This is a genomic window from Pseudomonas sp. 9.2(2024) (assembly GCF_039695385.1).
GTDB classification, from domain to species: domain Bacteria; phylum Pseudomonadota; class Gammaproteobacteria; order Pseudomonadales; family Pseudomonadaceae; genus Aquipseudomonas; species Aquipseudomonas paraglycinae.
This window is the reverse complement of sequence record NZ_CP155585.1, coordinates 93,725-119,707: the sequence shown is the minus strand read 5'-3', so window position 1 is coordinate 119,707 and position 25,983 is coordinate 93,725. Positions and strand designations below refer to the sequence as shown.

The following is a 25,983-nucleotide window of genomic DNA, read 5'->3' as shown; positions in this document are numbered from 1 at the left end:
TGCTGGAAACGGCAGCAAGTTGCATGCCGGGCTGTGGGAGCAGAGGTGCTCCCACAGCTTGTTGCGATCAGATGAGCTCGCCGCACAAGTCGAGTTCGACCAGTCGCCGCACTTCAGCTGTCTCAAGACCCGCGCCAAGCAATCCGTTCAACTTGCCGAACGCTGCTTCGCGGGTCATGCCGCCACCGGACAGCACGCCAACGCCACGCAAGCGGCTGCCCGCTTCGTAGACATCCAGCTCAACACCGCCTTCATGGCACTGCGTGACCGCAACCACGACTACGCCGTTGTCCCGCGCCCGACCAAGGCTGGCGAGGAATTGCGGGTTGTCGCTTGGCCCGGTGCCGCTGCCGTAGCACTCCAGCACCAGACCCTGAATGCCGCTGTCGAGCAGGCCGTCGATGATCTCGGCGCCGATGCCCGGGAACAGCGGCAATACCGCCACCTTGGCCAGTTGCTTGGGCTGGTTGTAGTTCAGCGCTGCCGGCAGGGACGTGGCCTTCAAGCCGCCGCCCTGACGCTCCAGGCGTTTGAACGGATGACGGCCGAAGCTGCGCACTTTCGCGCAACGGGTCGGCGCCAGCAGTTCGCCGTGGAAATACAGATGCACGCCCGGCGCCAGGCCGTGGCCGAGGGCGACCAGTGCGCCGCTGAGGTTTTCCCAGGCGTCGCTGTCGGTGACGCCGGCCGGCAGCATCGAACCGGTGAAGCACACGCGGGCATGCAGGCCGAGCAACTGGAAGCTCATGGCGGCGGCGCTGTAGGCCAGGGTGTCGGTGCCGTGCAGGATCAGCACGCTGTCGCAACCTTGCACATCGACGGCATCGACGACGGCTTCACGCAGTTGCTGCCAGTAGGCCGGGGTCATGTTGGCGCTGTCGATCAGCGGCGACATCTCGCGAAAGCGCCACTGCGGTACGACCAGCTCAGGCTGGCTGTGCAGGTAGTCGCGCATCCGCGCTTCGAAACCGGACGCCGGGGCCAGGCCATTGGCGCTGGCCTGCATGCCGATGGTGCCGCCGGTGTACAGCACCATGACGTGCTGGGCGGCAGGGTAGGTCGAGGAATTCATGGGGAGTTCTCCTGAACGAGGACAGCATGCGGTCGAGCATGACGCCGACCGCCGCCTGTGTCACGCCGGGCGCAAGACCTGCGCCCGGTTTTTACCCGATCAGCGTTGCGCTGCAGGGATGCCTTGCGGCTGAGCGTCGGCCTGGGTGTCGGCCGACGGATTGGCAGGCCAGGCCTTCAGGTCCAGATCCAGGTCGCTGAACTTGCTGGAGTCGAACACCGGCTGGTCGACGCCGGCGCGACGCTGCGCATCGTAGTCGCGCATCACGCGCATGCCGACCTTGAACAGCATGGCCAGGGCCACCAGGTTGACGAAGGCCAGGCAGGTCATGGTGATGTCGGCGAAGGCGAACACGGTCGACAGATCCTGCATCGAACCCCAGACCACCAGCGCCAGCACCAGGCCGCGGAACGTCATCAGCGCCGCGCGGTTGCGGGTGAGGAACTGCAGGCTGTTTTCGCCCAGGTAGTAGTTGTAGAGGATGCAAGTGAAGACGAACAGCGACAGCGCGACGCTGACGAACATGCGGCCCCAGTCACCCACCACGGCGGCCAGCGAGTTCTGGGTCAGGACGATGCCGTCACCTTCGAAGCCCGGGGTGTAGAAGCCCGACAGCAGGATCAGCAGCGCGGTGCAGGTGCAGATCACGAAGGTGTCGAGGAACACGCTGAACGCCTGAACCACGCCTTGAGCGCCAGGATGCTTCACGGCGGCCACGGCGGCGACGTTCGGCGCACTGCCCAGGCCCGCTTCGTTGGCGAACACGCCACGTTTCACGCCCATCACGATTGCGCTGCCGAGCAGGCCGCCGAAGGCCGGGTCGAGACCGAAGGCGCTCTTGAAGATGGTTTCCAGCATGGCTGGTACGTGTTCGATCTGGGTGCCGATCACGTACAGGGTCACGCCGATGTAGGCCAGGGTCTTGATCGGTACCAGCAGGTCGGACACCGAAGCGATGCGCTTGATGCCACCGATGAAGGTAATGGCCAGCAGCACTGCCAGGACGATACCGGTGTGTTGCGGATCAAAGGCAAAGGCGTTTTGCAGCGAGTGGGTCACGGTGTAGGACTGCAGGCCGATGAAGGCGAATCCGTAAGTGACCAGCAGCAGAATCGAGAACACCACCGCCATGCCTTTGAGTTTCAGGCCGTGCTGGATGTAGTAAGCCGGACCGCCACGGTACAGGCCATCGCCATCGGCGCGCTTGTAGACCTGGGCCAGCGTACATTCGAAGAAGCTGCTGGACATGCCGACCAAAGCGGTCACCCACATCCAGAACACCGCACCCGGACCACCGAGAGTCACGGCGATGCCGACACCGGCGATGTTGCCTGCACCGACGCGGCCGGCGAGGCTGAGCATCAGGGCCTGGAACGAGCTGAGTTGCCCGGCGCTGCCTTTGAGGCTGTCGCGGAACACCGCGAACATGTGGAAGAAGTGGCGCAATTGAACGAAACGCGAGCGAATCGTGAAGTAGCTACCGAGCCCGACAATGAGCACGATCAGTACTTTCCCTGAGAGGAAGTCGTTGATGACTTCGAGCATGGATTTTTCCTCGCTGTTTATTGTGTAAGCAAATGCTGGATGGTCGGAAACATCGCGTTACACCGGTGTGCGTGCGGCACAACGGGCGAGGCGAGGGTTTCGTCCCGGATCCATATCGCGGGTTTGTTATTAGTTCGGGTTTCGCATGGGTTATGGCCTCGTTACCGACGACCGCTCACGCGAAGAGGGGCGGCACTATACCGATCAGTGCGGCGCCCGTCTGCACGGTTGTGGTGCAAGCGACGAAACGAAGCTTTGAAACACCCGACGTTACCGGCGTCGGGCTTGTCTGGGAGCCGGTTTGCAGCCAGCTTCCATACATACGGTTCTCAGGTTCAAACAGTTAAAAAAAAGGGCTCGGGGAATGCTCCCCAAGCCCTCAAAAGGTGAGAGGTGTCTAGTCCCTCGACCTGGTGAGCGGTGCTACAAGTAACGCGTCGGATCAGGCCTTCAGAGGCACCAGGCGCGGAGCAATCATGTTTTCCGGGCGCAGGATGTCGGCGAGCATGGCTTCGTCGAGCAGACCTTCTTCGCGCACCAGTTCCAGCACGCCGCGGCCGCTTTCAAGGGCGATACGGGCGATGCGGGTGGCGTTTTTGTAGCCGATGTACGGGTTCAGTGCGGTGACCAGACCGATCGAGTGTTCGACCAGTTCACGGCAGCGCGCTTCGTTGGCGGTGATGCCGACGATGCAGTGCTCGCGCAGCATGTCCATGGCGCGTTGCAGCAGGCGGATCGAGTCGAGGATCTTGAAGGCGATCAGCGGCTCCATCACGTTCAGTTGCAGTTGGCCGCCTTCGGCTGCCATGGTCAGCGCCAGATCGTTACCGATGACCTGGAAAGCAACCTGGTTCACGGCTTCCGGGATCACCGGGTTGACCTTGCCTGGCATGATCGAGCTGCCTGGCTGACGCGCCGGCAGGTTGATTTCGTTGATGCCGGTACGCGGTCCGCTGGACAGCAGGCGCAGGTCGTTGCAGATCTTCGACAGCTTGACTGCGGTGCGCTTGAGCATGCCGGAGAACAGCACGAAGGCGCCCATGTCGGAAGTGGCTTCGATCAGGTCGGCGGCTGGAACCAGCGGTTGACCGCTGATCAGCGCCAGACGCTGTACGGCCAGGGCCTGGTAGCGCGGGTCGGCGTTGATGCCGGTGCCGATCGCGGTGCCGCCCAGGTTCACTTCGGTCAGCAGTTCCGGGGCCAGCGTCTTCAGACGGGCCAAGTCTTCGCCCATGGTGGTGGCGAAAGCACGGAATTCCTGACCCAGGGTCATCGGTACGGCGTCTTGCAGCTGGGTACGACCCATCTTCAGGACGTGGTTGAATTCTTCACCCTTGGCCGCGAACGCCTGAATCAGGCTGTCGAGGCTGGCCAGCAGCGCGTCGTGACCCAGCAGCAGACCCAGACGGATCGCGGTCGGGTAGGCGTCGTTGGTCGACTGCGCCATGTTCACGTCGTCGTTCGGGTGCAGGTACTGGTACTCGCCTTTCTGGTGACCCATCGCTTCAAGAGCAATGTTGGCGATCACTTCGTTGGCGTTCATGTTGGTGGAGGTACCGGCGCCACCTTGAATCATGTCGACCACGAACTCTTCGTGGAAATCGCCGCGGATCAGACGGGCACAGGCTTCGCTGATGGCAGCGTGCTTGGCTTCGCTCAGGTGACCCAGCTCGCGGTTGGCGTCAGCGGCAGCCTGTTTGACCATCGCCAGACCGACAACCAACTTCGGGTAGTGCGAAATCGGAACGCCCGAGAGGCGGAAGTTATTCACCGCTCGCAGGGTCTGGATGCCGTAATACGCTTGAGCAGGGACTTCGAGGGTGCCAAGCAGGTCGTTTTCTGTGCGGAATGATGCAGCGGAGGACATGATAGAAATCATCTCGATATGGACCCGGTCTGTGCCGGAACGCTGCGAATGCTAGGCTTGTGGGAATTTTTGGGCCAATGCTGTTAAACACTGCCCTATGCACATTCGGCATAATGCCCGTGTGACGCCGCGTGCGCGGCAGACGTGTGACCTGTTTTGGTGCGTGTCCGGGAGGACGTGATGAATCTGGAAAGCAAATGGCTCGAGGACTTCAGTGCTCTGGCTGCCACCCGCAGCTTCTCGCAGGCGGCCGAACGGCGCTTCGTGACCCAGCCGGCTTTCAGTCGGCGGATCCGCAGCCTGGAAGCGGCGCTGGGCCTGACGCTGGTCAACCGCTCGCGCACGCCAATCGAGCTGACGGCGGCGGGGCAACTGTTCCTGGTGACCGCGCGCACCGTGGTCGAACAGCTCGGTGAAGTGCTGCGCCATCTTCATCATCTGGAAGGCGGGCAGGGCGAAGTGATCCAGGTCGCGGCGGCGCACTCGCTGGCGCTGGGTTTCTTTCCGCGCTGGATCGCGCAATTGCGCAACGAAGGCCTGAACATCGCTACCCGGCTGGTGGCGACCAACGTTGGCGACGCGGTGCACGCGCTGCGTGAAGGTGGCTGCGATCTGATGCTGGCGTTCTACGACCCGGACGCGGCGATGCAGATGGACCCGGAGATCTTCCCGTCGCTGCACCTGGGCCAGACCGAAATGCTTCCGGTATGTGCGGCGGATGCCAATGGCAAGCCGCTGTTCGATCTGGAAGGCGAGGGCAGTGTGCCGTTACTGGCGTACAGCGCCGGGGCGTTTCTCGGACGCTCCGTGAACGGCTTGCTGCGTCAGCGTCAGCTGCGCTTCACCACGATCTATGAAACCGCCATGGCCGACAGCCTGAAAAGCATGGCGCTGGAAGGCCTCGGCATTGCCTGGGTACCGCAGCTGAGCGTGCGGGCCGAGCTGGCGCGGGGCGAACTGGTGGTCTGCGGCGGCGCGCAGTGGCATGTGCCGCTGGAGATTCGTCTGTACAGATGCGCGCTGGTGCGCAAGGCCAATGTGCGGTTGTTGTGGCGCAAGTTGGAGGGCGGCGCGGCGAGTGGCAATAGCTGAGTGATGGAAGCAGAGGCGAACTTTGTTTTCGCCTCTGCCGAGTCTCCAGGCGAACGGTCAGCCTTTGCTGGCCAAATGGTTTTGTATGTTTTCCCGGTTTTTCTGGCTGAAACTGTAACAAATGGATCTGAGTGGATGGGGTTGTGGGGTCATGTACGTTTCACACCACCAGCCGTTGTATTGAATTTCCGAATCTTCATGTCGGGCGCCCAGCAAGTGACCGACTTCATGACCCACAGTGATCCGGCTGCCGAGAGAAGAGATTGCAAAGTTTCCGGTATTGAGTGGAGGCCATAGCAGTGCAGCCCCCCCAGTCCTCTCATTCAGGTTTTCTTTAGTCAGCAGAACGACCTGATCCAGCGGGCCAGTCTCGAAGCCTTCGGCCTTGGCCAGCTCCAGGTATTGGCGGCCCAGTATTTCCCAACTTTTCAAGGTCCGTAGCGGGTCATCACCTTTGTAGTTGAACTGGCTGTAGGGGGCGCCCCTGCCAAAGACAACATTGAATTTTCGATCGATAAAGCTTTCCAGCTCTTTTACAAAAGGCTGGAAGTGCTCGGCGTAAATACTCGTGGTTGTCGTCGCCGGAATATCGTCGTGAACGACGGCGAAGATATTGATGTCTCGTTTCTTGTTAACAATGGTCATCTGTAATTCCTTTTTAAGTTCGGCATGCCTTGCCTCAGTCCCAGTCTTCCTCGGGACGCAGGGTCGATTGCACTGGGCCTGTTACAACTTTTGTGCTCAGGTACTTACGAATGTTTTCTCGATTTTTATCACTGAAACGGTCGGCGTTGCTTCGCAGTGGAGAGAACTCATCACTCGACATGACCGTTTCGCTCCACCATCCGTTGTAGAGAATTTCGGCGTCTTCATGTGTTGCACCGAACATGTGCCCTACTTCGTGAGCGGCCGTGCTGACTTTTTCTGTCGAGGCGATACCCACGTAACCCGGGAGTTCGGCAATTCCCCGTGTACGGCTGTTTATAGAGTTGCGCGTCAGTAACAGGAACTTGATCAAGCGCAGGTCAAGATTAGTGTTTCGATACTTGTCGACCTTGGTTTTCCAAGCGCTCAGTGAGGCACGTTCGTTCAAGTTTTGATACGGATGACTGCTCAGGCCCCTTGCTTCTGATGGTTCGATCAGTCGAATCAGCATTTTGCGGCCGGTAATGCTCTCGATCTCCGCTGCAAGCCAGGAGAAGTGCCTTTTGTATAGATCTTCCTTAGTGTAATCCGACAGGTCTTCGTGGATGAAAACTTGTAGTGCTATTGGTTCCTTTAGCATGTTTAAATCCTTTTAATGTTTGAGTTATTGCGGGTTTTAGCAATGCGCCCAGCTTGCGATGTATTGCAAGAGGTATAACGGTAGTGGGTATTTCTGGTTGATATTGATATTGCCGGTTGTGGTGATTGGTTGCGTCAGTAAGTTGTGGGTGATTGTTTATATACCATGCGCGATGAGTTATGACGCTCAGGAGTGTTTTGAATTTTATTACATGGATGCCGCAGTGAGTTAAGTGCGTTCCCGATATAACTTGATCGCTATGTATTTCGTTTGAACGGCAGAGGCGCTGTTCTTGATTTTCGAGTCAGTAAAATGAGTGGTTCGGTGCAGATGACAGATGGTCGCCACGGGGGCTGTTTATTGCTTTCTTTGCGGTATACTGCGCGGCCTTCGGCCGGTTCGTCCGGCCATTTTTCCTACAACAAGCCACGCATCCTGCGTGGCTTGTTGTTTTTGACGCGCCTGCGGGCGCCCAGAGAGAAGAGGCGCGACGATGAGTGCACTGGTTGGCGTGATCATGGGCTCCAAGTCCGATTGGTCCACCCTTAGCCACACCGCCGATATGCTGGAAAAGCTCGGCATCCCTTACGAGGTCAAGGTGGTTTCCGCCCACCGCACCCCGGATCTGCTGTTCCAGTACGCCGAAGAGGCTGAAGGCCGCGGCATCGAGGTGATCATCGCCGGTGCCGGTGGCGCAGCCCACCTGCCAGGCATGTGTGCGGCCAAGACCCACCTGCCGGTGCTGGGTGTTCCGGTCCAGTCGGCGATGCTCTCGGGCGTCGATTCGCTGCTGTCGATCGTGCAGATGCCGGCCGGTATTCCGGTTGCCACCCTGGCCATCGGCAAGGCCGGTGCGATCAACGCAGCCCTGCTGTCGGCGAGCATCCTGGGCGCCAAGCATCCACAATTCCACGCGGTACTGAAAACCTTCCGTGCCGAGCAGACAGACAGCGTCCTGGACAATCCAGACCCACGTATTGCCTGAGGTTGTTGAGATGAAGATCGGTGTAATCGGTGGCGGCCAGTTGGGTCGCATGTTGGCCCTGGCGGGCACCCCGCTGGGCATGAACTTCGCTTTCCTCGACCCTGCGCCGGACGCTTGCGCCGCCGCGTTGGGCGAACACCTGCGGGCCGATTACGGCGATCAGGATCACCTGCGCCAGTTGGCCGATGAAGTCGATCTGGTGACCTTCGAGTTCGAAAGCGTCCCGGCGGAAACCGTGGCGTTCCTTTCGCAATTCGTGCCGGTCTACCCGAGTGCCGAAGCCCTGCGCATCGCTCGCGACCGCTGGTTCGAAAAGAGCATGTTCAAGGACCTGGGGATTCCGACCCCGGCGTTCGCCGACATCCAGTCGCAAGCCGACCTGGACGCCGCCGTCGCTTCGATCGGCCTGCCTGCTGTGCTGAAAACCCGCACCCTGGGTTACGACGGCAAGGGTCAGAAAGTCCTGCGCAAGCCGGAAGACGTGGTCGGTACGTTCGCCGAGCTGGGCAGCGTGCCTTGCCTGCTGGAAGGCTTCGTGCCATTCACCGGCGAAGTGTCGCTGATCGCCGTGCGCGCCCGCGATGGCGAGACGAAGTTCTATCCACTGGTGCACAACACCCATGACAGCGGCATTCTCAAGCTGTCGGTTGCCAGTTCCGATCACCCGCTGCAGGCCCTGGCTGAAGACTACTCCAGCCGCGTCCTCAAGCAGCTGAACTACGTCGGCGTGATGGCGTTCGAGTTCTTTGAAGTCGACGGTGGCCTCAAGGCCAACGAAATTGCCCCGCGCGTGCACAACTCCGGGCACTGGACCACCGAAGGCGCCGAGTGCAGCCAGTTCGAAAACCACCTGCGGGCCGTTGCCGGTCTGCCGCTGGGTTCGACCGCCAAGGTCGGCGAGAGCGCGATGCTCAACTTCATCGGCGTTGTTCCGCCGGTCGAGAAGGTTATCGCCATCGACGATTGCCACCTGCATCACTACGGCAAGGCCTTCAAGGCCGGGCGCAAGGTCGGTCACGCCAACCTGCGCTGCAAGGACAAGGCGACCCTCGAGCAGCAAATCCTCAAGGTCGAAGCGCTGATCGCCGAGTAACGACAGTTTCATCCGGCAGCGGCGGAACCATTGCGGGGCCGCCGTTCTCTGATGGCAGGATGCGAAAGTCTGGCTAGGCTTCATCGCATATCTACCATTCAGAGGGAAATGCCATGGGAATTATCGGAACCATCTTTATCGGCCTCATCGTCGGCTTGCTGGCGCGGTTCCTGAAACCGGGCGATGACAGCATGGGCTGGATCATGACCATCCTGCTCGGTATCGGCGGTTCGCTGGCAGCCACTTACGGCGGCCAGGCCCTGGGCATCTATCAGGCGGGTCAGGGCGCCGGCTTCATCGGCGCGCTGGTTGGCGCGATCGTGCTGCTGGTGATCTACGGCCTGATCAAAAAGAACTGATTCAAAGCGACAAAGTCCTCTCCGCCAATCCGGCGGGGAGGGCTAAAATGCTCGGCGATTCAGCGTCCCCTCCCTTTTCGAGCATCCTTTACCGAGCACCTTCATGCGCCGTCTTCTGTTGACTCTCCTTTTGCTGGGCAGCGGTCTGGCCCACGCCGGCGAACTGCCGGAAACCGACTGGCTGGAACTGATGCCCAAGTCGGACCAGAAAGCCCTCGAGGCCATGCCTGAAATCGACCACAACTCCCCGGAAGCCACCGGCACCTTCACCCAGAAAGGCGGGATGAAGCAGGCCAAAGGTTTGCCGGCGGTGATGTATTCGACCAAGACCGTGGCGTCGATGAACGACAAGCACATCCGCATCGGCGGTTATCCGGTGCCGCTGGAATCCGACGCCAAGGGCCGCAGCACACTGTTCTTCCTCGTGCCGTACCCGGGCGCGTGCATCCACGTACCACCACCGCCACCGAATCAACTGGTGCTGGTGCGTTATCCAAAAGGCTTGAAGCTGGATGACATCTACACGCCGCTGTGGGTGACCGGCACGCTGAAGATCGAGAAGGTCAGCAATGACCTGGCCGATGCGGCGTACGCGCTGGAAGCGGACAAGGTGCGGGTGGTGCAGGAATCGGATCTGTAATTCAGAGCCGCAAAAAAAAACGCAGCCTCAGGGCTGCGTTTTTTGTTTTCAGAGCGGCTCGCTGCCAATACTGACACCCATTGTGTGACCGGCATCCGGCGCCAGAGTCATCACATCACTCATCACGTTCGCCGTCTCGATGCACAGCATGCGCTGCCAGCCGTCGTTATCCATGTCGCTGAGCGCGGCGGCGCGGTCGATCCACGGGTTCCAGATCACCGCCGTGCGTGAACCGGTAGCGGTCAGCACGATGCGCCGTTCCCAGGCCGGATCGACAATGCTCAGTTGCGGCGGAACGTCGAGGTAGATACGGTCGGTTTCCCCGGCAAAACGCAGGTCGCCTTGCTGGGTGTGGGTTTTCCAGTCATCCAGAGTCTCGATGTAATCGAGGCCATCCACACCTTCGACGCGAACGTTGCGCACATCGCTGACGGCGAAATAGCTGTGCAATGCCTGGCTGATGCTGACGCTGTCTGTACCACGGTTGTGGCTGGTCAGGCTGATGTGCAGTTGATCGTCGAGGCGCAGGGTCAGGGTCAGATCGACCTGATGCGGCCAGCCCGGAAAACCGCCTTCAGGGTAGGGCAGCTTGAACTCCACCTTCAGGCTTTCACCTTCGGTTTCAATACCGCCCAGCTCCCAATCCATCGTCCGGACAAACCCGTGGGCGGCGGCCGGTTCTTCGCTGACACGCATCACCTGCACGCTCTGCGGGTTGCGTTCGAACTTGCCGAACCACGGCCAGCACACCGGCACGCCGGCGCGGATGCTCTGGCCGGTCTTGAACATGGCCTTGTCGTTCAGCCAGATGATCGGCGGCTGGCCGTCCACCTGATAACTGAGGATGTGCGCGCCTTGCTGGGCCACCAGCACTTCGGCCTGACCGTGGCGGATGCGCCAGCAGTTCAGTTCATCCAGTTTCACGGCTTCAACGTTGGGCGTGTTCATGGGACAACTCTCGATCAGCAACTTGGACGACTATCGACCGTGAAACGGCCGCGAGGTTTAACGTGCGCGTGGCGGAACCGAACGGGTGCGGCCGCTGCCATCGATGGCAACGAACACGAACACCGCTTCGGTCACTTTACGCCACTCGCTGGACAGCGGATCGTCGCTCCATACCTCGACCATCATCTGGATCGAGCTGCGGCCGATTTCCAGGGTCTGGGTGTAAAAGGACAATTGCGCGCCGACAGCCACCGGCACCAGAAACGCCATGCGATCGATGGCGACGGTCGCAACACGGCCGCCGGCAACACGACTGGCCATGGCAGTGCCGGCCAGGTCCATCTGCGCCACCAGCCAGCCGCCGAAAATATCGCCGAAGCCGTTGGTTTCGCGGGGAAGCGCGGTGATTTGCAGGGCCAGGTCGCCTTGCGGGATCGGATCTTCTTGTTCGAGCTCTATCATGCCGGGGGTGCCTCTGACCCGTGACTCTTCGTTGGGTATTGCTGGTGGTAGCCGTCTTCGGGAAAAACGATTCAGCACCGAACATACTACGTTCGTCACGTTTTCCATCAGGCGCCTAAGGAGAAACTCTGCGAAACCGGCTAATCCCGAGCAAGGGTCGGGCCAACGACGTTTTCGCACAGCAACCCCTTACAAACCGGAGCAAGGTTGCGAGTATATCGGTCGGTAGACTCCGCGACGACCGTCCGGTTCTGATTTCGACCGGCAAATACGCGCCTCTATGTGCTTTTTCGAACAATTTGCTATGGTGCCGAACCTGCCCGAGCCACAGCCAGCGTTGTTGTGGCGGCAGATCCGACTATAAGAGAAGACCTTGCCATGACCACAGCGCCCTCGAGCCTCGCGCAGCCCGACCAACCCGCACGACCGTTGACCCGCAATGACTACAAGACTCTGTCGCTTTCGGCCCTGGGGGGCGCGCTGGAGTTCTACGATTTCATCATCTTCGTGTTCTTCGCCACCGTGGTCGGCAAATTGTTCTTCCCGGCCGACATGCCCGAGTGGCTGCGCCTGATGCAGACCTTCGGCATCTTCGCCGCCGGCTACCTCGCGCGGCCGCTGGGCGGGATCGTGATGGCGCACTTCGGCGACCTGCTGGGGCGCAAGAAGATGTTCACCCTGAGCATTTTCATGATGGCCGTGCCGACCCTGATCATGGGCCTGCTGCCGACCTACGCCCAGATCGGCCTGTGGGCGCCGATTCTGCTGCTGTTGATGCGCGTCATTCAGGGCGCGGCGATTGGCGGCGAAGTGCCGGGGGCGTGGGTCTTCGTTTCCGAACACGTACCCGGCAAGCACATCGGCTACGCCTGCGGCACCCTGACCAGCGGCCTGACGGCGGGCATCCTCCTCGGTTCGCTGGTCGCCACCGCGATCAACAGCATTTATACGCCAACGGAAGTTTCGGATTACGCCTGGCGAATCCCGTTCCTGCTGGGTGGCGTTTTCGGTCTGTTCTCGGTCTACCTGCGCCGCTGGCTGCACGAAACTCCGGTGTTCGCCGAACTGCAACAGCGCAAGGCGCTGGCCGAAGAGGTGCCGTTGCGCGCCGTGCTGCGTGACCATCGCGGTGCAATCGCGGTGTCGATGCTGCTGACCTGGCTGCTGTCCGCCGGTATCGTTGTGGTGATCCTGATGACGCCGACCGTGTTGCAAACGGTCTATCACTTCTCGCCGACCACCGCGCTGCAATCCAACAGCCTGGCGATCGTGTTCCTGAGCTTCGGCTGCATCATTTCCGGCGCGCTGGCCGATCGCTTCGGTGCCGGTCGGGTGTTCGTGTTCGGCTGCCTGGGTTTGCTGGCCAGTTCCTGGACCTTCTATCACAGCCTCGCCGATCATCCGAACTGGCTGTTCCCGCTGTATGCGCTGACCGGTTTTCTGGTCGGCACCATCGGCGCGGTGCCTTATGTCATGGTGAAAGCGTTCCCGCCGGTGGTGCGCTTCAGCGGTCTGTCCTTCTCTTATAACGTCGCTTACGCGATCTTCGGTGGCCTGACGCCGATGGTGGTCAGCCTGCTGCTGAAAGAAAGCGCGATGGGGCCTGCCTACTATGTGGCGGTGCTGTGCGGGATGGGGATCCTGGTCGGCGCGTGGTTGTGGAGCAAAGGTCGCTAAGCCACCTCACACTGATCGTTCCCACGCTCCCGCGTGGGAATGCATCCTGTGACGCTCCGCGTCACGTCTTGAAGCGGACGCGGAGCGTCCATGGCGGCGTTCCCACGCAGAGCGTGGGAACGATCTGTCACGACATGCTGGCCTTTCATCCAATTGTCATATTTCAGCCATAGAGTGTTCACACGGCCTGCTGATACTTGGCCCCGACTTAACACACCCTATCTGCTAGGAGTAAGGCATGAAACTGAAGCGTTTGATGGCGGCAATGACTTTTGTCGCTGCTGGCGTTGCGACTGCCAACGCGGTTGCCGCTGTTGACCCTGCTATCCCGAGCTACACCAAGACCACTGGTGTGTCGGGCAACCTGTCCAGCGTCGGTTCCGATACCCTGGCCAACCTCATGACCCTCTGGGCTGAGAACTACAAAAAAGAATACCCGAACGTAAACATCCAGATTCAGGCCGCTGGCTCCGCCACCGCGCCACCTGCGCTGACTGAAGGCACCTCCAACCTGGGCCCGATGAGCCGCAAGATGAAGGACACCGAACTGGCTGCCTTCGAACAGAAATACGGCTACAAGCCAACCGCTATCCCGGTTGCCGTGGACGCCCTGGCTGTTTTCGTTCACAAGGACAACCCGATCCAGCACCTGACCATGGAACAGGTTGACGCGATCTTCTCGTCCACCCGTCTGTGCGGCGCCAAGACCGACGTGAAAACCTGGGGTGACCTGGGCGTGACCGGCGACCTGGCCAACAAGCCGGTTCAACTGTTCGGTCGCAACTCGGTATCCGGCACCTACGGCTACTTCAAAGAAGAAGCCCTGTGCAAAGGCGACTACAAGCCTAACGTCAACGAACAACCAGGCTCGGCTTCGGTCGTGCAGTCGATCAGCTCCTCGCTGAACGGCATCGGTTACTCGGGCATCGGCTACAAGACCGCCAGCGTGAAAACCGTTGCTCTGTCGAAGAAGGGCAGCACTGACTTCATCGAAGACACCGAAGAAAACGCCCTGAACGGCAAGTACCCGCTGTCGCGTTTCCTGTACGTGTACGTCAACAAAGCCCCGAACAAGCCTCTGGCCCCGCTGGAAGCCGAGTTCGTGAAACTGGTTCTGTCGAAACAGGGCCAGGAAGTGGTCGTGAAAGACGGCTACATCCCGCTGCCAGCCAAGGTCGCTGCAAAAGCACTGGCTGACCTGGGTCTGCAGGAAGGCGGCGCTGAAGTCGCAAAAAAGTAACAAACTGAGTCAGGGGTGAACCCCGCCTGACTCACGTGTGGGGCCCGGCCCGCAAGCGGCCCGGCCCCCACACTCCCCGAATTCTTCTATCCACTGCCAGTGCCCTGCTGGCGGCGGATTTGGTGCGTCACTGCATTGTCATCTTTCTGTCATACAGGATCGCTAGGGTGTGCGCATGAATGATCTGGCCAATTCCAAAATGACTACGAACCCTCCCAAGCGCATTGACTTCAATACGCCTGAGTTGCAACGCAAGCGCCGCATTCGCGCGCTCAAGGATCGCTTCACTCGCTGGTACGTCCTCGTCGGCGGTCTGGCGGTGCTGGCAGCCATCACCCTGATCTTCTTCTTCCTCGCCTACGTGGTCGCGCCGCTGTTCAAAGGTGCTGACCTGACTGCGAAAGATGCAATCACCCCGGCCTGGATGCAGGACGCCGGCAAGCCGCTGATGATTTCGCTCGAAGAGCAGAATCAGGTGGCCATGCGCGTTTCCGACAAGGGCCAGGCGCTGTTCTTCGACATCGACAGTGGCGCTGAATTGAAGCGCGTCGATCTGCCCTTGCCGGCAGGCGCCAGTGTGACCTCCATCGGCGAAGACCAGCCGGGCCATCCGCTGGTGGCCGTGGGCCTGTCCAACGGTCAGGCGCTGGTGTTCCGTCACACTTATAAAGTCAGCTACCCGGATGGCAAGAAGACCATCACTCCGGCCATCGAGTACCCGTACGGCGAGACACCGATCGCACTCAACGAAAGCGGCGGTGCGCTGGAGCATGTCAGCCTCAATGCCACCGATTCGACCCTGATGCTGGTCGGCTCCACCGGTTCGCAACTCAATGTGCTGTCGCTGACCAGCGAAGAAAACATGATGACCGGCGAAGTCACCAACGAGCAGAAGCGTATCGATCTGCCGCAGATGACTGAACCTGTGAAAAACATCTTCGTCGACCCGCGCCAGCAGTGGCTGTACGTGGTCAACGGGCGTGCGCAGGCCGACGTGTTCAGCCTGCGCGACAAGAGCCTCAACGGTCGCTACAAACTGCTGGAAAACGCTGACGCTGAAGTCACTGCGACCACGCAACTGGTCGGTGGTATCTCGCTGATCGTCGGTGACTCCAAGGGTGGCCTGGCCCAGTGGTTCATGGCCCGCGACACCGACGGCGAGCTGCGCCTGAAGCAGATCCGCACCTTCCAGATGGGCACCACGCCGATCGTTGAAATTTCTGCCGAAGAACGTCGCAAGGGCTTCCTGGCCCTGGATGCCAGCGGCAAGCTCGGCGTGTTCCACAGCACCGCGCACCGCACCTTGCTGGTCGATCAAGTCGTCGAAGGTCAGGGCCTGTTCGGTCTGTCGCCGCGCGCCAACCGTGTGATCGTCGAAGCCGGCGGCAAGCTGCAACCGTTGCTGCTCGACAACCCGCACCCGGAAGTCTCGTGGAGCGCGCTGTGGAGCAAGGTCTGGTACGAGAACTACGACGAGCCTAAATACGTCTGGCAATCGACTGCGGCCAACACCGATTTCGAACCGAAACTGAGCCTGTCGCCACTGACCTTCGGCACCCTGAAAGCCGCGTTCTACGCGATGCTGCTGGCTGCTCCGCTGGCCGTCGCCGCGGCGATCTACACCGCGTACTTCATGGCCCCGGGCATGCGCCGCAAGGTCAAACCGGTGATCGAGCTGATGGAAGCGATGCCGACGGTGATCCTCGGCTTCTTCGCCGGCCTGTTCCTCGCACCGTATGTGGAAGGGCATCTGCCGGGCATCTTCAGCCTGCTGATGCTGCTGCCGATCGGCATCCTGATCGCCGGTTTCACCTTCAGCCGCCTGCCTGAGTCGATCCGCCTGAAAGTCCCGGACGGTTGGGAAAGTGCGCTGCTGATCCCGGTGATTCTGTTTGTGGGCTGGCTGTCGCTGTACATGAGCCCGTTCATGGAGAACTGGTTCTTCGGCGGTGACATGCGCATGTGGATCTCCCACGACCTGGGCATCACCTACGACCAGCGCAACGCCCTGGTGGTCGGTCTGGCCATGGGCTTTGCGGTGATTCCGAACATCTACTCGATCGCCGAAGACGCCGTGTTCAGCGTGCCGCGCGGCCTGACCCTGGGCTCGCTGGCCCTCGGTGCCACGCCGTGGCAGACCATGACTCGTGTAGTGATCCTGACCGCCAGCCCGGGCATCTTCTCGGCGCTGATGATCGGCATGGGCCGTGCGGTCGGCGAAACCATGATCGTGCTGATGGCCACCGGCAACACTCCGGTCATGGAAATGAATCTGTTCGAAGGCCTGCGCACCCTGGCCGCCAACGTCGCGGTGGAAATGCCGGAGTCGGAAGTCGGCGGCAGCCACTACCGCGTGCTGTTCCTCTCGGCGCTGGTGCTGCTGTTGTTCACCTTCGTCATGAACACCCTCGCGGAACTGATTCGTCAGCGTCTGCGCAAGAAATACTCGTCGCTTTAAGCAAAGGTAGAAGTCTGTGAAACAGAACTCCCTGAAAGGATGGTTCAAGAGCGGCGCCCCCGGCGTCTGGATCAGCGGCGGCGCGGTGTCCATCGCGGTCATCATGACCATTGGCCTGCTGGCGGTGATCGCCGTGCGCGGTCTGGGTCACTTCTGGCCGGCGGATCTGATCCACGCCAGCTATGACGTACCGGGCCAGGGCCAGCATCTGGTCGTGGGCGAAGTGGTGCAGAAAGAAGAAGTGCCGCGCGCCCGTCTGAAGAGCGCCGGCCTGCCGGTGCCGGACGAAGGTCCGGAATTCATGACCCGCGAGCTGATCAAGGTCGGCAACCGTGACCTGAATGGCAACGACTTCACCTGGATCGTCGGCGAGTGGCTGACCAACCAGACCACGCCGGTGGAACTGATGGCGCTGGAGCGTCGTGAGTGGGGCAACTTCTACGGCTACCTGGTCAACGTCAAACAGGACGGCAAGGTGATCGCCGAAGGCGAAGCCGCCTGGCCTGAGCTGCAAGCGCGGATCGATCGCGTGAACAAACTTGCCGCCCAGCTCAAGACTCTGGAAAAAGTCGATATCGGTGCGATCAACGCCGGCCTCGAGCGCATCCGTCTGCACGGTCGCAAGCTGGAGCTGGAAGGCAAACTCGACGCCACCGCGCAAGCGGACATGGAATCCGAGCGCGTCGAGCTGAACGCCCGCTATCAGGACATCGAAGCCCGTCTGGCCGATCTGCACGCGCAGTTCAACCGTGACGCCTTGACCGCTCGTGATGCGAACGGCAAGGAAATCGAAATCGGCCTGGGCAAAGTGGTTCACGCCTACCAGCCGAACGCGATGGGTACGTTCACCAAGATCGGTTTCTACTTCAGCAAGGTCTGGGAATTCCTGTCCGACGACCCGCGTGAAGCGAACACCGAAGGCGGGATTTTCCCGGCGATCTTCGGCACCGTGATGATGACCCTGATCATGGCGATGATCGTGACCCCGTTCGGCGTGCTGGCGGCGGTGTACCTGCGTGAATACGCCAAGCAGAACACCCTGACCCGGGTGATCCGGATCGCGGTGAACAACCTGGCGGGTGTTCCGGCCATTGTTTACGGCGTATTTGGTCTGGGCTTCTTCGTCTACGTGCTGGGTGGTTCGCTCGACCGTCTGTTCTTCCCGGAAGCGCTGCCGGCACCGACCTTCGGTACGCCGGGTCTGCTCTGGGCTTCGTTGACTCTGGCGCTGCTGGCGGTGCCGGTGGTGATCGTGGCCACCGAAGAAGGTCTGGCGCGGATTCCTCGCACCGTGCGTGAGGGCTCGCTGGCTCTGGGCGCGACCAAGGCTGAAACCCTGTGGAAGATCGTTCTGCCGATGGCCAGCCCGGCCATGATGACCGGCATGATCCTCGCCGTGGCTCGCGCCGCCGGTGAAGTGGCGCCGCTGATGCTGGTGGGTGTGGTGAAACTGGCGCCGTCGCTGCCGGTGGACGGCAACTACCCGTACCTGCACCTGGATCAGAAGATCATGCACCTGGGCTTCCACATCTACGACGTCGGCTTCCAGAGCCCGAACGTCGAGGCCGCGCGGCCGCTGGTATACGCCACGGCGCTGCTGCTGGTGCTGGTGATCGCCACCCTGAACCTGTCGGCGGTGTACATCCGTAACCACCTGCGCGAGAAGTACAAAGCTCTAGACAGCTAAAGCCATTAGCCACAAGCGGCAAGCTACAAGCTACAAGCCGCTTTTGCTCAAACTTGCAGCTTGCAGCTAGAAGCTTGCAGCTACGAACGGAGTGAGACCCATGCAGCACGAAACACATACCCACGGCATCAACATGTCTGCCCTGGGCCGCGACAAGCAGAGCCTGAACCTCGAGCAGGAAACCGTGGCCATCGAAGTGCCGGGCCTGAGCCTTTACTACGGCGAGAAACAGGCGCTGTTCGATGTCAGCATGAACATTCCGAAACAGCGTGTGACCGCCTTCATCGGCCCGTCCGGCTGCGGCAAGTCCACGCTGCTGCGCACCTTCAACCGCATGAACGACCTGGTGGACGGCTGCCGCGTCGAAGGCGCGATCAACCTGTATGGCAACAATATCTACCGCAAGGGCGAAGACGTGGCCGAGCTGCGTCGCCGGGTCGGCATGGTGTTCCAGAAGCCTAACCCGTTCCCGAAAACCATCTACGAGAACGTGGTCTACGGCCTGCGCATCCAGGGCATCAACAAGAAACGCATCCTCGACGAAGCCGTCGAGTGGGCACTGAAAGGCGCGGCACTTTGGGACGAAGTCAAAGACCGTCTGCATGACTCGGCACTCGGCTTGTCCGGTGGTCAGCAACAGCGTCTGGTGATCGCCCGTACCATCGCCGTGGAACCGGAAGTGCTGCTGCTCGACGAACCGTGCTCGGCCCTCGACCCGATCTCGACCCTGAAGGTCGAAGAGCTGATCTACGAGCTCAAATCCAAGTTCACCATCGTCATCGTGACCCACAACATGCAGCAGGCGGCGCGGGTGTCCGACTACACGGCGTTCATGTACATGGGCAAACTGGTGGAATTCGGCGACACCGATACCCTGTTCACCAATCCGGCCAAGAAGCAGACCGAAGACTACATCACAGGGCGATACGGCTAGCCGTACAGCTGCAAGCGGCAAGCTTCAAGCGGCAAGTTAGAAGCGATGCGGCAGGGAACACCACATAACAGCTTGCAGCTCGTAGCTTGCAGCTCTTGGTTAAACGCTTTTTCGGAGCGAACGCATGATTTCCAAAGAAGGCCTCACTCATCACATTTCCGCGCAGTTCAACGCCGAACTGGAAGAAGTGCGCAGCCACCTGCTGGCCATGGGCGGGCTGGTCGAGAAGCAGGTCAACGACGCGGTCACCGCGCTGATCGAGGCCGACTCGGGCCTGGCCCAGCAAGTGCGCGAGATCGACGACCAGATCAACCAGATGGAACGCAACATCGACGAAGAATGCCTGCGCATTCTGGCCCGTCGTCAGCCGGCGGCTTCCGACCTGCGTCTGATCATCAGCATCTCCAAGTCGGTGATCGACCTGGAGCGCATCGGCGACGAAGCGACCAAGATCGCCCGTCGTGCGATCCAGTTGTGCGAAGAAGGCGAAGCGCCGCGCGGTTACGTCGAAGTGCGTCACATCGGCGACCAGGTGCGCAACATGGTCCGCGATGCGCTGGACGCCTTTGCCCGTTTCGACGCCGATCTGGCGCTGTCGGTGGCGCAGTACGACAAGATCATCGACCGCGAATACAAGACCGCCCTGCGCGAGCTGGCGACCTACATGATGGAAGACCCGCGCTCTATCTCGCGGGTCTTGAGCATTATCTGGGTGCTGCGTTCGCTGGAGCGGATCGGCGACCACGCGCGCAACATCTCGGAGCTTGTGATTTACCTGGTGCGCGGCACCGATGTGCGCCACATGGGTCTCAAGCGCATGAAGGAAGAAGTTGAAGGGACAAGTGGCGAAACCGCTAATGTTCCGGGCGATGCTGACGATAAGTAAGATTGCCTGAGAAAAGCGCCCGGCCCTTTGGCCGGGCGTTTTTGTTTCTGCTTTTCATGGGCAGAACCGAATTAAAAAGCAGCACCCGCGAACGAAAAGTCCCGGCGTGACTGAAGAGTTTTGGCAATGTGCCATCAGCCAGCGTTATGCTTGCCGGGATTTTAATAGGGGTGTTGGATGAGCAAGATCAGTGTGTTGGTCGTGGACGATGCATCGTTCATTCGTGACCTGGTGAAAAAGTGCCTGCGTAATTACTTCCCGGGGATCCGCACCGAGGACGCCATCAACGGCAAGAAGGCCCAGGCCATGCTGGCCAAGGAAGCCTTCGACCTGGTGCTGTGCGACTGGGAAATGCCGGAAATGTCCGGCCTCGAACTGCTGACCTGGTGCCGTGAGCAGGACAACCTCAAGACCATGCCGTTCATCATGGTCACCAGCCGGGGCGACAAGGAAAACGTCGTGCAGGCGATCCAGGCCGGTGTTACCGGTTACGTCAGCAAGCCGTTCACCAACGAGCAACTGCTGACCAAGGTCAAGCAGGCCCTGAACAAGGTCGGCAAGCTCGACACCCTGATGAACAGCGCCCCGACCAAGATGAACTCGGCGTTCGGCAACGACTCTCTGAGCGCGTTGACCGGCGGCAAGGCTGCCGTGGTTGGTTCCGCACCGACGGCTGCGGCAGTGAATCCGTTTGCCAAGCCTGCCGCTGCGGCCCCGGCACCTGCCGCCGCGCCACAGCGTGGCCTGCTCAACAGCCCGCCCGTGAAAGCCCCGGCAGCCTCCAGCGCTCCGGCCGGCGGTCGCGGTCAGGGTCAACTGCGCCTGCCAAGCGGCACCCAGCAATGCGTGATCAAGGCCCTGAGCATCAAGGAAGCGCTGCTGGTGGTGAAACGCACCGACACCCTGCCGCAGATCCTCGATAGCGCCGTGCTCGATCTGGAGCAGGGCGACAACGCCGAAATCGCCCGCCTCAACGGCTACCTGCACGCCGTCGTCGCACACGAGCCGAAACCCGACAGCGACTGGCTGCAACTGACCTTCCGCTTCGTCGACCAGGACGCGCAGAAGCTCGACTACATCTCCCGCCTGATTGCTCGCGGTACGGCGCAGAAGCACTTCGTTCCGGGCGCATAATCTTCGTCGCCTGACATTGATCGTTCCCACGCAAAGCGTGGGGACGATCATTCACGCCATTTTGAAACATCTGTCGACTAGCCTGGTCTGCTTCAGCTGCTAGGCTCATTCCCAGGCCTTACTCGACAGAACTTTTGCCCATGCCCCTGCGCCTGCTGTTTTTCTGTGGTCTGTTCATGGCCTCCACCTCGACTGTGGCCATGACGATCTACAAATCCACCGATGCCAACGGAGTGGTTTCGTACAGCGACCGTCCGAGCAAAGGCTCCCAGGTGTTCGTGTTTCAGGACCGGATGGTCGAGCGCCTCGAGCGCCAGGTCTATCTCGACATCAAGAAGCAGAAGGGCGCGGACGTGGTGTTCGTGCGCAACGACCTGTACGCGCCAGTCGAGGTTGCACTGGCGTTTACCGGGATGAGCAACGTGCGTGGCGCACCGGCGCAAACGATCCGCCGGGTACTGCCGGCGCGCAGCAATACGCGGCTGGCGTTGCTGACGGCGGTGTCCGGTGGCAAGCCGCTGGTGTATACGCCGATGTTCCAGTATTCCCTCGGTGACCCTGCTGGCGCGGCTCAGGGCTATCGCTATCCGTTTCCGTGGCGAGGCGGTCCGTTCCGTCTCAGCCAGGGCGCCAATGGCGATTACAGCCACTTCGGGCCGAAGAACAAATACGCGATGGACATCGCCATGCCGGTCGGCACGCCGATCATTGCGGCGCGCGCCGGTGTGGTGGTGAAGACCGAAAATTCCCAGAACGGGCGCGGCACCGATCCGTCCGGCAATTTCGTGCGGATCCTGCACGACGACGGCACGATGGGCGTGTACCTGCATCTCAAGCAAGGGTCGGTGAGTGTGCGTGAGGGGCAGCGGGTGACGGTGGGCAGTCCGCTGGCGCTGTCCGGCAACACCGGCAACAGCAGCGGCCCGCACCTGCACTTTGTGGTGCAGCGCAATACCGGGATGGGGCTGGTGTCGATTCCGTATCAGTTCAACCAGCCGCTGGGGGCGTTGCCCAACTTTGCGTTGGGCAAGCAGTAAACCCCGTCAGTCGAGCATCAGCACCTTGGCCAGAATGATCTTCGGACCTTTCATCTTCTTGATGATGATCCGCAGGCCTTCGACTTCAAGCACTTCTTCCTCTTCCGGCACCCGTTTCAGGGTTTCGTAGATCAGCCCGGCGAGGGTTTCGGCTTCGATGTGATCGAGGTCGATCCCTAGCAGGCGCTCGACCTTGAACAACGGCGTATCGCCCCGTACCAACAGTTTGCCCGGCTGGTAGGCGAGGATGCCGCGCTCGGCCTTGCGGTGTTCGTCCTGGATATCGCCGACCAGCACTTCCAGCACGTCTTCCATGGTCAGGTAGCCGATGATGTTGCCGTCGGCTTCTTCAACCACAGCGAAGTGCGAGCCGCCCTTGCGGAACTGCTCCAGCAGCTGCGACAGCGGCATGTGCCGGGAAACGCGCTCCAGCGGGCGGGTCAGTTCGGCGAGGTTGAACGACTCGGGAATGTGATCCAGCGCCGCCAGTTCCAGCAGCAGGTCTTTGATATGCAGCAGGCCGACGAATTCTTTGCGCTCGCTGTCGTACACCGGATAACGGCTGAACTTGTGGCGACGGAACATCGCCAGGATCTCTTTCAGCGGGGCGTTGAATTCGAGGGTGATCAGGTCTTCCCGGGAGTTGGCCCAGTCGACTACTTCCAGCTCGCCCATTTCCACCGCCGAGGCCAGCACGCGCATGCCCTGGTCGCTCGGGTCCTGACCACGGCTGGAGTGCAGGATCAGTTTCAGTTCTTCACGGCTGTAATGGTGCTCGTGATGCGGACCGGGTTCACCTTGACCTGCGATGCGCAGGATGGTGTTGGCGCTGGCGTTGAGCAGGTAGATCGCCGGGTACATGGCCCAGTAGAACAGGTACAGCGGCACCGCCGTCCACAGCGACAGCAGCTCGGGTTTGCGGATCGCCCAGGATTTGGGTGCGAGCTCGCCGACCACGATGTGCAGGTACGAAATGATGAAGAACGCAGTGAAGAACGAGATGCCTTTGACGACTTCGGCCGATTGCACGCCAACCGCGCTCAGCAGCGGTTCGAGAATATGCGCGAACGCCGGCTCGCCGACCCAGCCCAGGCCCAGGGAGGCGAGGGTGATACCGAGCTGGCACGCCGAGAGGTACGCATCGAGCTGACTGTGTACCGTGCGCAGGATGTGCCCGCGCCAGCCGTGCTGCTCAGCGATGGCTTCGACCCGGGTCGAGCGCAGTTTGACCATGGCGAATTCCGCCGCAACGAAGAAGCCGTTGAGCAAAACCAGGATCAGAGCGAAAAGAATCATGCCGAAATCGGCGAATATGGTTGCGAGGGACAAGCCAGGGGAAGGGTCCATGATGGAGTTTTGCGGGTTCCGTGTGATTCGAAAGAAAGAAAAATCCGCACCTGAAAGGCAGGCGCAAGTCAGCCAATGTAGCGGCTGACCTGGCGATTGCCTAGTCCGGCATTACTCAGCGGCGCTGATGACCCGTGCCTGGGCGACCTGGGCCGGGGCGAAATGGCAGGTGAAGGTGCTGCCATGACCGGGCACGCTGCTGATCTCCATACGTGCGCGATGGCGCAGCAGTACGTGTTTGACGATGGCCAGACCCAGGCCCGTGCCGCCGGTGTTGGAGTTGCGGCTGGAGTCGACGCGGTAGAAACGTTCGGTCAGGCGCGGCAGGTGTTTGCTGTCGATGCCGATCCCGGAATCCTGCACGCTGAGGTGCGCGCCTTGATCGTCGCCCCACCAGCGGATGCGGATGTTGCCCTCGGCAGGGGTGTATTTGACGGCGTTGAACACCAGGTTGGAAAACGCACTGCGCAGTTCCGCCTCGCTGCCCTTGAGCAGAATGCTGGTGTCGGCTTCCAGGGTGATGAGCTGATTCTTTGAGCCGGACAACTGCTGCGCGTCGCTCTTGATCGACTGCAACAGTGTGTCGATGTGCACCGGCTGGTTGTCCGACGGGTAATCGGTGGCTTCCAGCTTGGCCAGCAACAGCAAGTCGTTGAGCAGGGTCTGCATGCGTCCGCCCTGTTGCTGCATCTGCTGCAGGGCACGGCTCCAGCGCGGGTTCACTTCCTCGACGTTGTCGAGCAGGGTTTCCAGGTAGCCGCAGATCACCGTCAGCGGGGTGCGCAGCTCATGGGAGACGTTGGCGATGAAGTCTTTGCGCATCTGTTCCAGCTGATGGATACGCGTGACGTCGCGCACCAGCATCAGGTGTTCGTTGTTGCCGTAGCGCGTGAGGTACAGCTGGATGCGTACGCGATCGTTGGTCGGCGAGGGGATTTCCAGCGGTTCGGCGTAGCTTTCCTGCTCGAAGTATTCCTTGAAGCGCGGATGACGGACCAGGTTGGTTACCGGTTGGCCGCTGTCCTGTGGCGTCTTGAGGCCGAGCAGGGTTTCGGCGGCGCGGTTCCACCATTCCAGGTTGCCGTCGCTGTCGAGCATGATCACCGCGTCTTTCAGCGCGGCGGTGGACTCCTGAACGCGGTCGATCACCGCTTGCAGGCGTCCGCGTACCCGTTGGTCGCGGCGTTGCAGGTGGTAGATGCTGTCGAACACCTCGCCCCACAGGCCATAGCCGTCGGGCGGTGCTTCATCGGGTTGGTGCAGGCGCAGCCATTCGTGCAGACGCAGCAGTTGCTTGAGCGTCCAGGCCAGGTACAGGCCCAGTCCCGCCGCCAGACTCCAGCCGTAGTAGCCGGTGATCAGGCCGATCACCAGGCAGCCGGTGACCAGCAACAGCATGTGGCGAATCAGGGTGCCATGCCAGTTTTGGTTCACGGAAAATGCGGTCCTTGTCTACGGGGCTGGCGCTCGGCTCAGGCTTTGGTGGAGAACCGGTAGCCGGTGCCGCGCACGGTTTGTACCAGATTTTCGTAGGCGTCGCCGAGGGCCTTGCGCAGGCGCCGGATGTGCACGTCGACGGTGCGCTCTTCAACATAGACGTTGCCGCCCCAGACCTGGTCCAGCAACTGGCCACGGGTGTAGGCGCGTTCCTGGTGGGTCATGAAAAATTGCAGCAGACGGTATTCGGTCGGGCCCATCTCTGCCGGACGGCCATCGATGGTCACGCGGTGGCTGATCGGGTCAAGGAGCAGGCCGCCGACTTCGATCGGCGCTTCGCCATCGGTCGGGCCGGCGCGACGCAGCACAGCCTTGAGGCGTGCCACCAGTTCGCGTGGGGAAAACGGTTTGGTGATGTAGTCGTCGGCGCCGACTTCCAGGCCCTGGATCTTGTTGTCCTCTTCGCCCTTGGCAGTGAGCATGATGATCGGGATGTCCCCGGTCAGCTCGTCACGCTTGAGGCGGCGGGCCAGCTCGATGCCGGAGGTGCCGGGCAGCATCCAGTCGAGCAGGATCAGGTCCGGTTTGCGGTCGACGATGATGGCGTGGGCCTGCTGCGAGTTCTCTGCCTCGAGGCAGTCATAGCCGGCCATTTCCAACGCAACGGCGATCATTTCGCGAATGGGCGCTTCGTCGTCGACGATCAGAATGCTCCTGCCAACCATGCCTTAATCCTCTTGTCATTTAACTGTCTTGCGCCGCATTAGATAACGGAATTATTGCAGTCGTGTGACAGTA

The 25,983-nt window shown here is 60.9% G+C and carries 23 protein-coding genes; 13 read left to right on the top strand and 10 right to left on the bottom strand.

The features are described 5' to 3' along the window. Nucleotides 1–67: 67 nt before the first annotated feature. From ABFB52_RS00575 to aspA, 3 genes are all read right to left on the bottom strand, one after another. On the bottom strand, nucleotides 68–1,072 hold the full coding sequence (locus ABFB52_RS00575; RefSeq protein ID WP_129972440.1) for an asparaginase: 1,005 nt from the start codon (nucleotides 1,070–1,072) through the stop codon (nucleotides 68–70). Between the two features lie 99 nt (nucleotides 1,073–1,171). Beyond that, complete coding sequence (locus ABFB52_RS00570) at nucleotides 1,172–2,617, bottom strand: alanine/glycine:cation symporter family protein (RefSeq protein ID WP_085747953.1); 1,446 nt, start codon at nucleotides 2,615–2,617, stop codon at nucleotides 1,172–1,174. A 442-nt stretch (nucleotides 2,618–3,059) separates the two neighbouring features. Next, complete coding sequence (gene aspA, locus ABFB52_RS00565; protein WP_039765095.1) at nucleotides 3,060–4,484, bottom strand: aspartate ammonia-lyase; 1,425 nt, start codon at nucleotides 4,482–4,484, stop codon at nucleotides 3,060–3,062. Between the two features lie 180 nt (nucleotides 4,485–4,664). On the opposite strand from aspA, the gene ABFB52_RS00560 reads away from it, so the two are divergent. Beyond that, the gene (locus tag ABFB52_RS00560) at nucleotides 4,665–5,576 is read left to right on the top strand and encodes a LysR substrate-binding domain-containing protein (protein WP_085747952.1); all 912 of its coding nucleotides are present in this window, start codon (nucleotides 4,665–4,667) and stop codon (nucleotides 5,574–5,576) included. A 57-nt stretch (nucleotides 5,577–5,633) separates the two neighbouring features. Here ABFB52_RS00560 and ABFB52_RS00555 read toward each other — a convergent pair whose 3' ends face one another. Together ABFB52_RS00555 and ABFB52_RS00550 are read right to left on the bottom strand one after the other, a co-directional pair. Then, the gene (locus ABFB52_RS00555) at nucleotides 5,634–6,221 is read right to left on the bottom strand and encodes a hypothetical protein (protein ID WP_085747951.1); all 588 of its coding nucleotides are present in this window, start codon (nucleotides 6,219–6,221) and stop codon (nucleotides 5,634–5,636) included. A 34-nt stretch (nucleotides 6,222–6,255) separates the two neighbouring features. Further along, nucleotides 6,256–6,861 (bottom strand): reprolysin-like metallopeptidase, encoded by a 606-nt coding sequence (locus ABFB52_RS00550; protein ID WP_085747950.1) that lies wholly within the window; start codon nucleotides 6,859–6,861, stop codon nucleotides 6,256–6,258. A 493-nt stretch (nucleotides 6,862–7,354) separates the two neighbouring features. Here ABFB52_RS00550 and purE point away from each other — a divergent pair, with 493 nt between their 5' ends. From purE to ABFB52_RS00530, 4 genes are all read left to right on the top strand, one after another. After that, nucleotides 7,355–7,846, top strand: a complete 492-nt coding sequence (gene purE / locus ABFB52_RS00545; RefSeq protein ID WP_007954291.1) for a 5-(carboxyamino)imidazole ribonucleotide mutase — start codon at nucleotides 7,355–7,357, stop codon at nucleotides 7,844–7,846. Nucleotides 7,847–7,856: 10 nt separating this feature from the next. Next, a complete protein-coding gene (locus ABFB52_RS00540) occupies nucleotides 7,857–8,939 on the top strand; it encodes a 5-(carboxyamino)imidazole ribonucleotide synthase (RefSeq protein WP_085747949.1) in 1,083 nt (360 codons plus the stop codon). 113 nt (nucleotides 8,940–9,052) lie between these two features. Continuing rightward, the gene (locus tag ABFB52_RS00535) at nucleotides 9,053–9,298 is read left to right on the top strand and encodes a GlsB/YeaQ/YmgE family stress response membrane protein (protein ID WP_003229635.1); all 246 of its coding nucleotides are present in this window, start codon (nucleotides 9,053–9,055) and stop codon (nucleotides 9,296–9,298) included. Nucleotides 9,299–9,401: 103 nt separating this feature from the next. After that, complete coding sequence (locus ABFB52_RS00530; protein WP_064379774.1) at nucleotides 9,402–9,938, top strand: DUF3299 domain-containing protein; 537 nt, start codon at nucleotides 9,402–9,404, stop codon at nucleotides 9,936–9,938. Between the two features lie 48 nt (nucleotides 9,939–9,986). Here the strand turns inward: ABFB52_RS00530 and ABFB52_RS00525 are convergent, their stop codons facing one another. Then, a complete protein-coding gene (locus ABFB52_RS00525; protein WP_085747948.1) occupies nucleotides 9,987–10,886 on the bottom strand; it encodes a D-hexose-6-phosphate mutarotase in 900 nt (299 codons plus the stop codon). A gap of 57 nt (nucleotides 10,887–10,943) precedes the next feature. Beyond that, nucleotides 10,944–11,348, bottom strand: coding sequence for an acyl-CoA thioesterase (locus tag ABFB52_RS00520; RefSeq protein WP_003229628.1), 405 nt, complete (start codon nucleotides 11,346–11,348; stop codon nucleotides 10,944–10,946). Nucleotides 11,349–11,726: 378 nt separating this feature from the next. Here ABFB52_RS00520 and ABFB52_RS00515 point away from each other — a divergent pair, with 378 nt between their 5' ends. The 8 genes from ABFB52_RS00515 to ABFB52_RS00480 all read left to right on the top strand — a co-directional run bounded on the left by ABFB52_RS00515 (nucleotide 11,727) and on the right by ABFB52_RS00480 (nucleotide 22,401). Beyond that, nucleotides 11,727–13,025, top strand: a complete 1,299-nt coding sequence (locus ABFB52_RS00515; RefSeq protein WP_085747947.1) for an MFS transporter — start codon at nucleotides 11,727–11,729, stop codon at nucleotides 13,023–13,025. 238 nt (nucleotides 13,026–13,263) lie between these two features. Further along, the gene (locus tag ABFB52_RS00510) at nucleotides 13,264–14,265 is read left to right on the top strand and encodes a phosphate ABC transporter substrate-binding protein PstS (RefSeq protein WP_007954316.1); all 1,002 of its coding nucleotides are present in this window, start codon (nucleotides 13,264–13,266) and stop codon (nucleotides 14,263–14,265) included. A 424-nt stretch (nucleotides 14,266–14,689) separates the two neighbouring features. Then, nucleotides 14,690–16,723 (top strand): ABC transporter permease subunit, encoded by a 2,034-nt coding sequence (locus ABFB52_RS00505; protein WP_170844920.1) that lies wholly within the window; start codon nucleotides 14,690–14,692, stop codon nucleotides 16,721–16,723. A gap of 16 nt (nucleotides 16,724–16,739) precedes the next feature. Then, the gene (gene pstA / locus ABFB52_RS00500; protein ID WP_129972439.1) at nucleotides 16,740–18,410 is read left to right on the top strand and encodes a phosphate ABC transporter permease PstA; all 1,671 of its coding nucleotides are present in this window, start codon (nucleotides 16,740–16,742) and stop codon (nucleotides 18,408–18,410) included. Between the two features lie 100 nt (nucleotides 18,411–18,510). After that, nucleotides 18,511–19,344 carry a phosphate ABC transporter ATP-binding protein PstB gene (gene pstB, locus ABFB52_RS00495; protein ID WP_007954333.1) on the top strand — a complete coding sequence of 278 codons (834 nt, stop codon included), beginning with the start codon at nucleotides 18,511–18,513 and terminating at the stop codon, nucleotides 19,342–19,344. A 124-nt stretch (nucleotides 19,345–19,468) separates the two neighbouring features. Next, nucleotides 19,469–20,230, top strand: coding sequence for a phosphate signaling complex protein PhoU (gene phoU / locus ABFB52_RS00490; protein WP_007954334.1), 762 nt, complete (start codon nucleotides 19,469–19,471; stop codon nucleotides 20,228–20,230). A 177-nt stretch (nucleotides 20,231–20,407) separates the two neighbouring features. After that, on the top strand, nucleotides 20,408–21,364 hold the full coding sequence (locus ABFB52_RS00485) for a response regulator (protein ID WP_064379783.1): 957 nt from the start codon (nucleotides 20,408–20,410) through the stop codon (nucleotides 21,362–21,364). A gap of 140 nt (nucleotides 21,365–21,504) precedes the next feature. Then, nucleotides 21,505–22,401, top strand: a complete 897-nt coding sequence (locus ABFB52_RS00480) for a M23 family metallopeptidase (RefSeq protein WP_085747943.1) — start codon at nucleotides 21,505–21,507, stop codon at nucleotides 22,399–22,401. Nucleotides 22,402–22,407: 6 nt separating this feature from the next. On the opposite strand, the gene ABFB52_RS00475 is transcribed toward ABFB52_RS00480, so the two are convergent. The 3 genes from ABFB52_RS00475 to phoB all read right to left on the bottom strand — a co-directional run bounded on the left by ABFB52_RS00475 (nucleotide 22,408) and on the right by phoB (nucleotide 25,910). After that, nucleotides 22,408–23,748: a hemolysin family protein gene (locus tag ABFB52_RS00475; RefSeq protein ID WP_007954342.1), complete on the bottom strand. Its 1,341-nt coding sequence runs from the start codon at nucleotides 23,746–23,748 to the stop codon at nucleotides 22,408–22,410. A gap of 111 nt (nucleotides 23,749–23,859) precedes the next feature. Further along, nucleotides 23,860–25,146, bottom strand: a complete 1,287-nt coding sequence (gene phoR / locus ABFB52_RS00470) for a phosphate regulon sensor histidine kinase PhoR (RefSeq protein ID WP_236190588.1) — start codon at nucleotides 25,144–25,146, stop codon at nucleotides 23,860–23,862. Between the two features lie 74 nt (nucleotides 25,147–25,220). Then, nucleotides 25,221–25,910: a phosphate regulon transcriptional regulator PhoB gene (gene phoB / locus ABFB52_RS00465; RefSeq protein WP_003229608.1), complete on the bottom strand. Its 690-nt coding sequence runs from the start codon at nucleotides 25,908–25,910 to the stop codon at nucleotides 25,221–25,223. Between the last annotated feature and the right edge of the window lie 73 nt (nucleotides 25,911–25,983).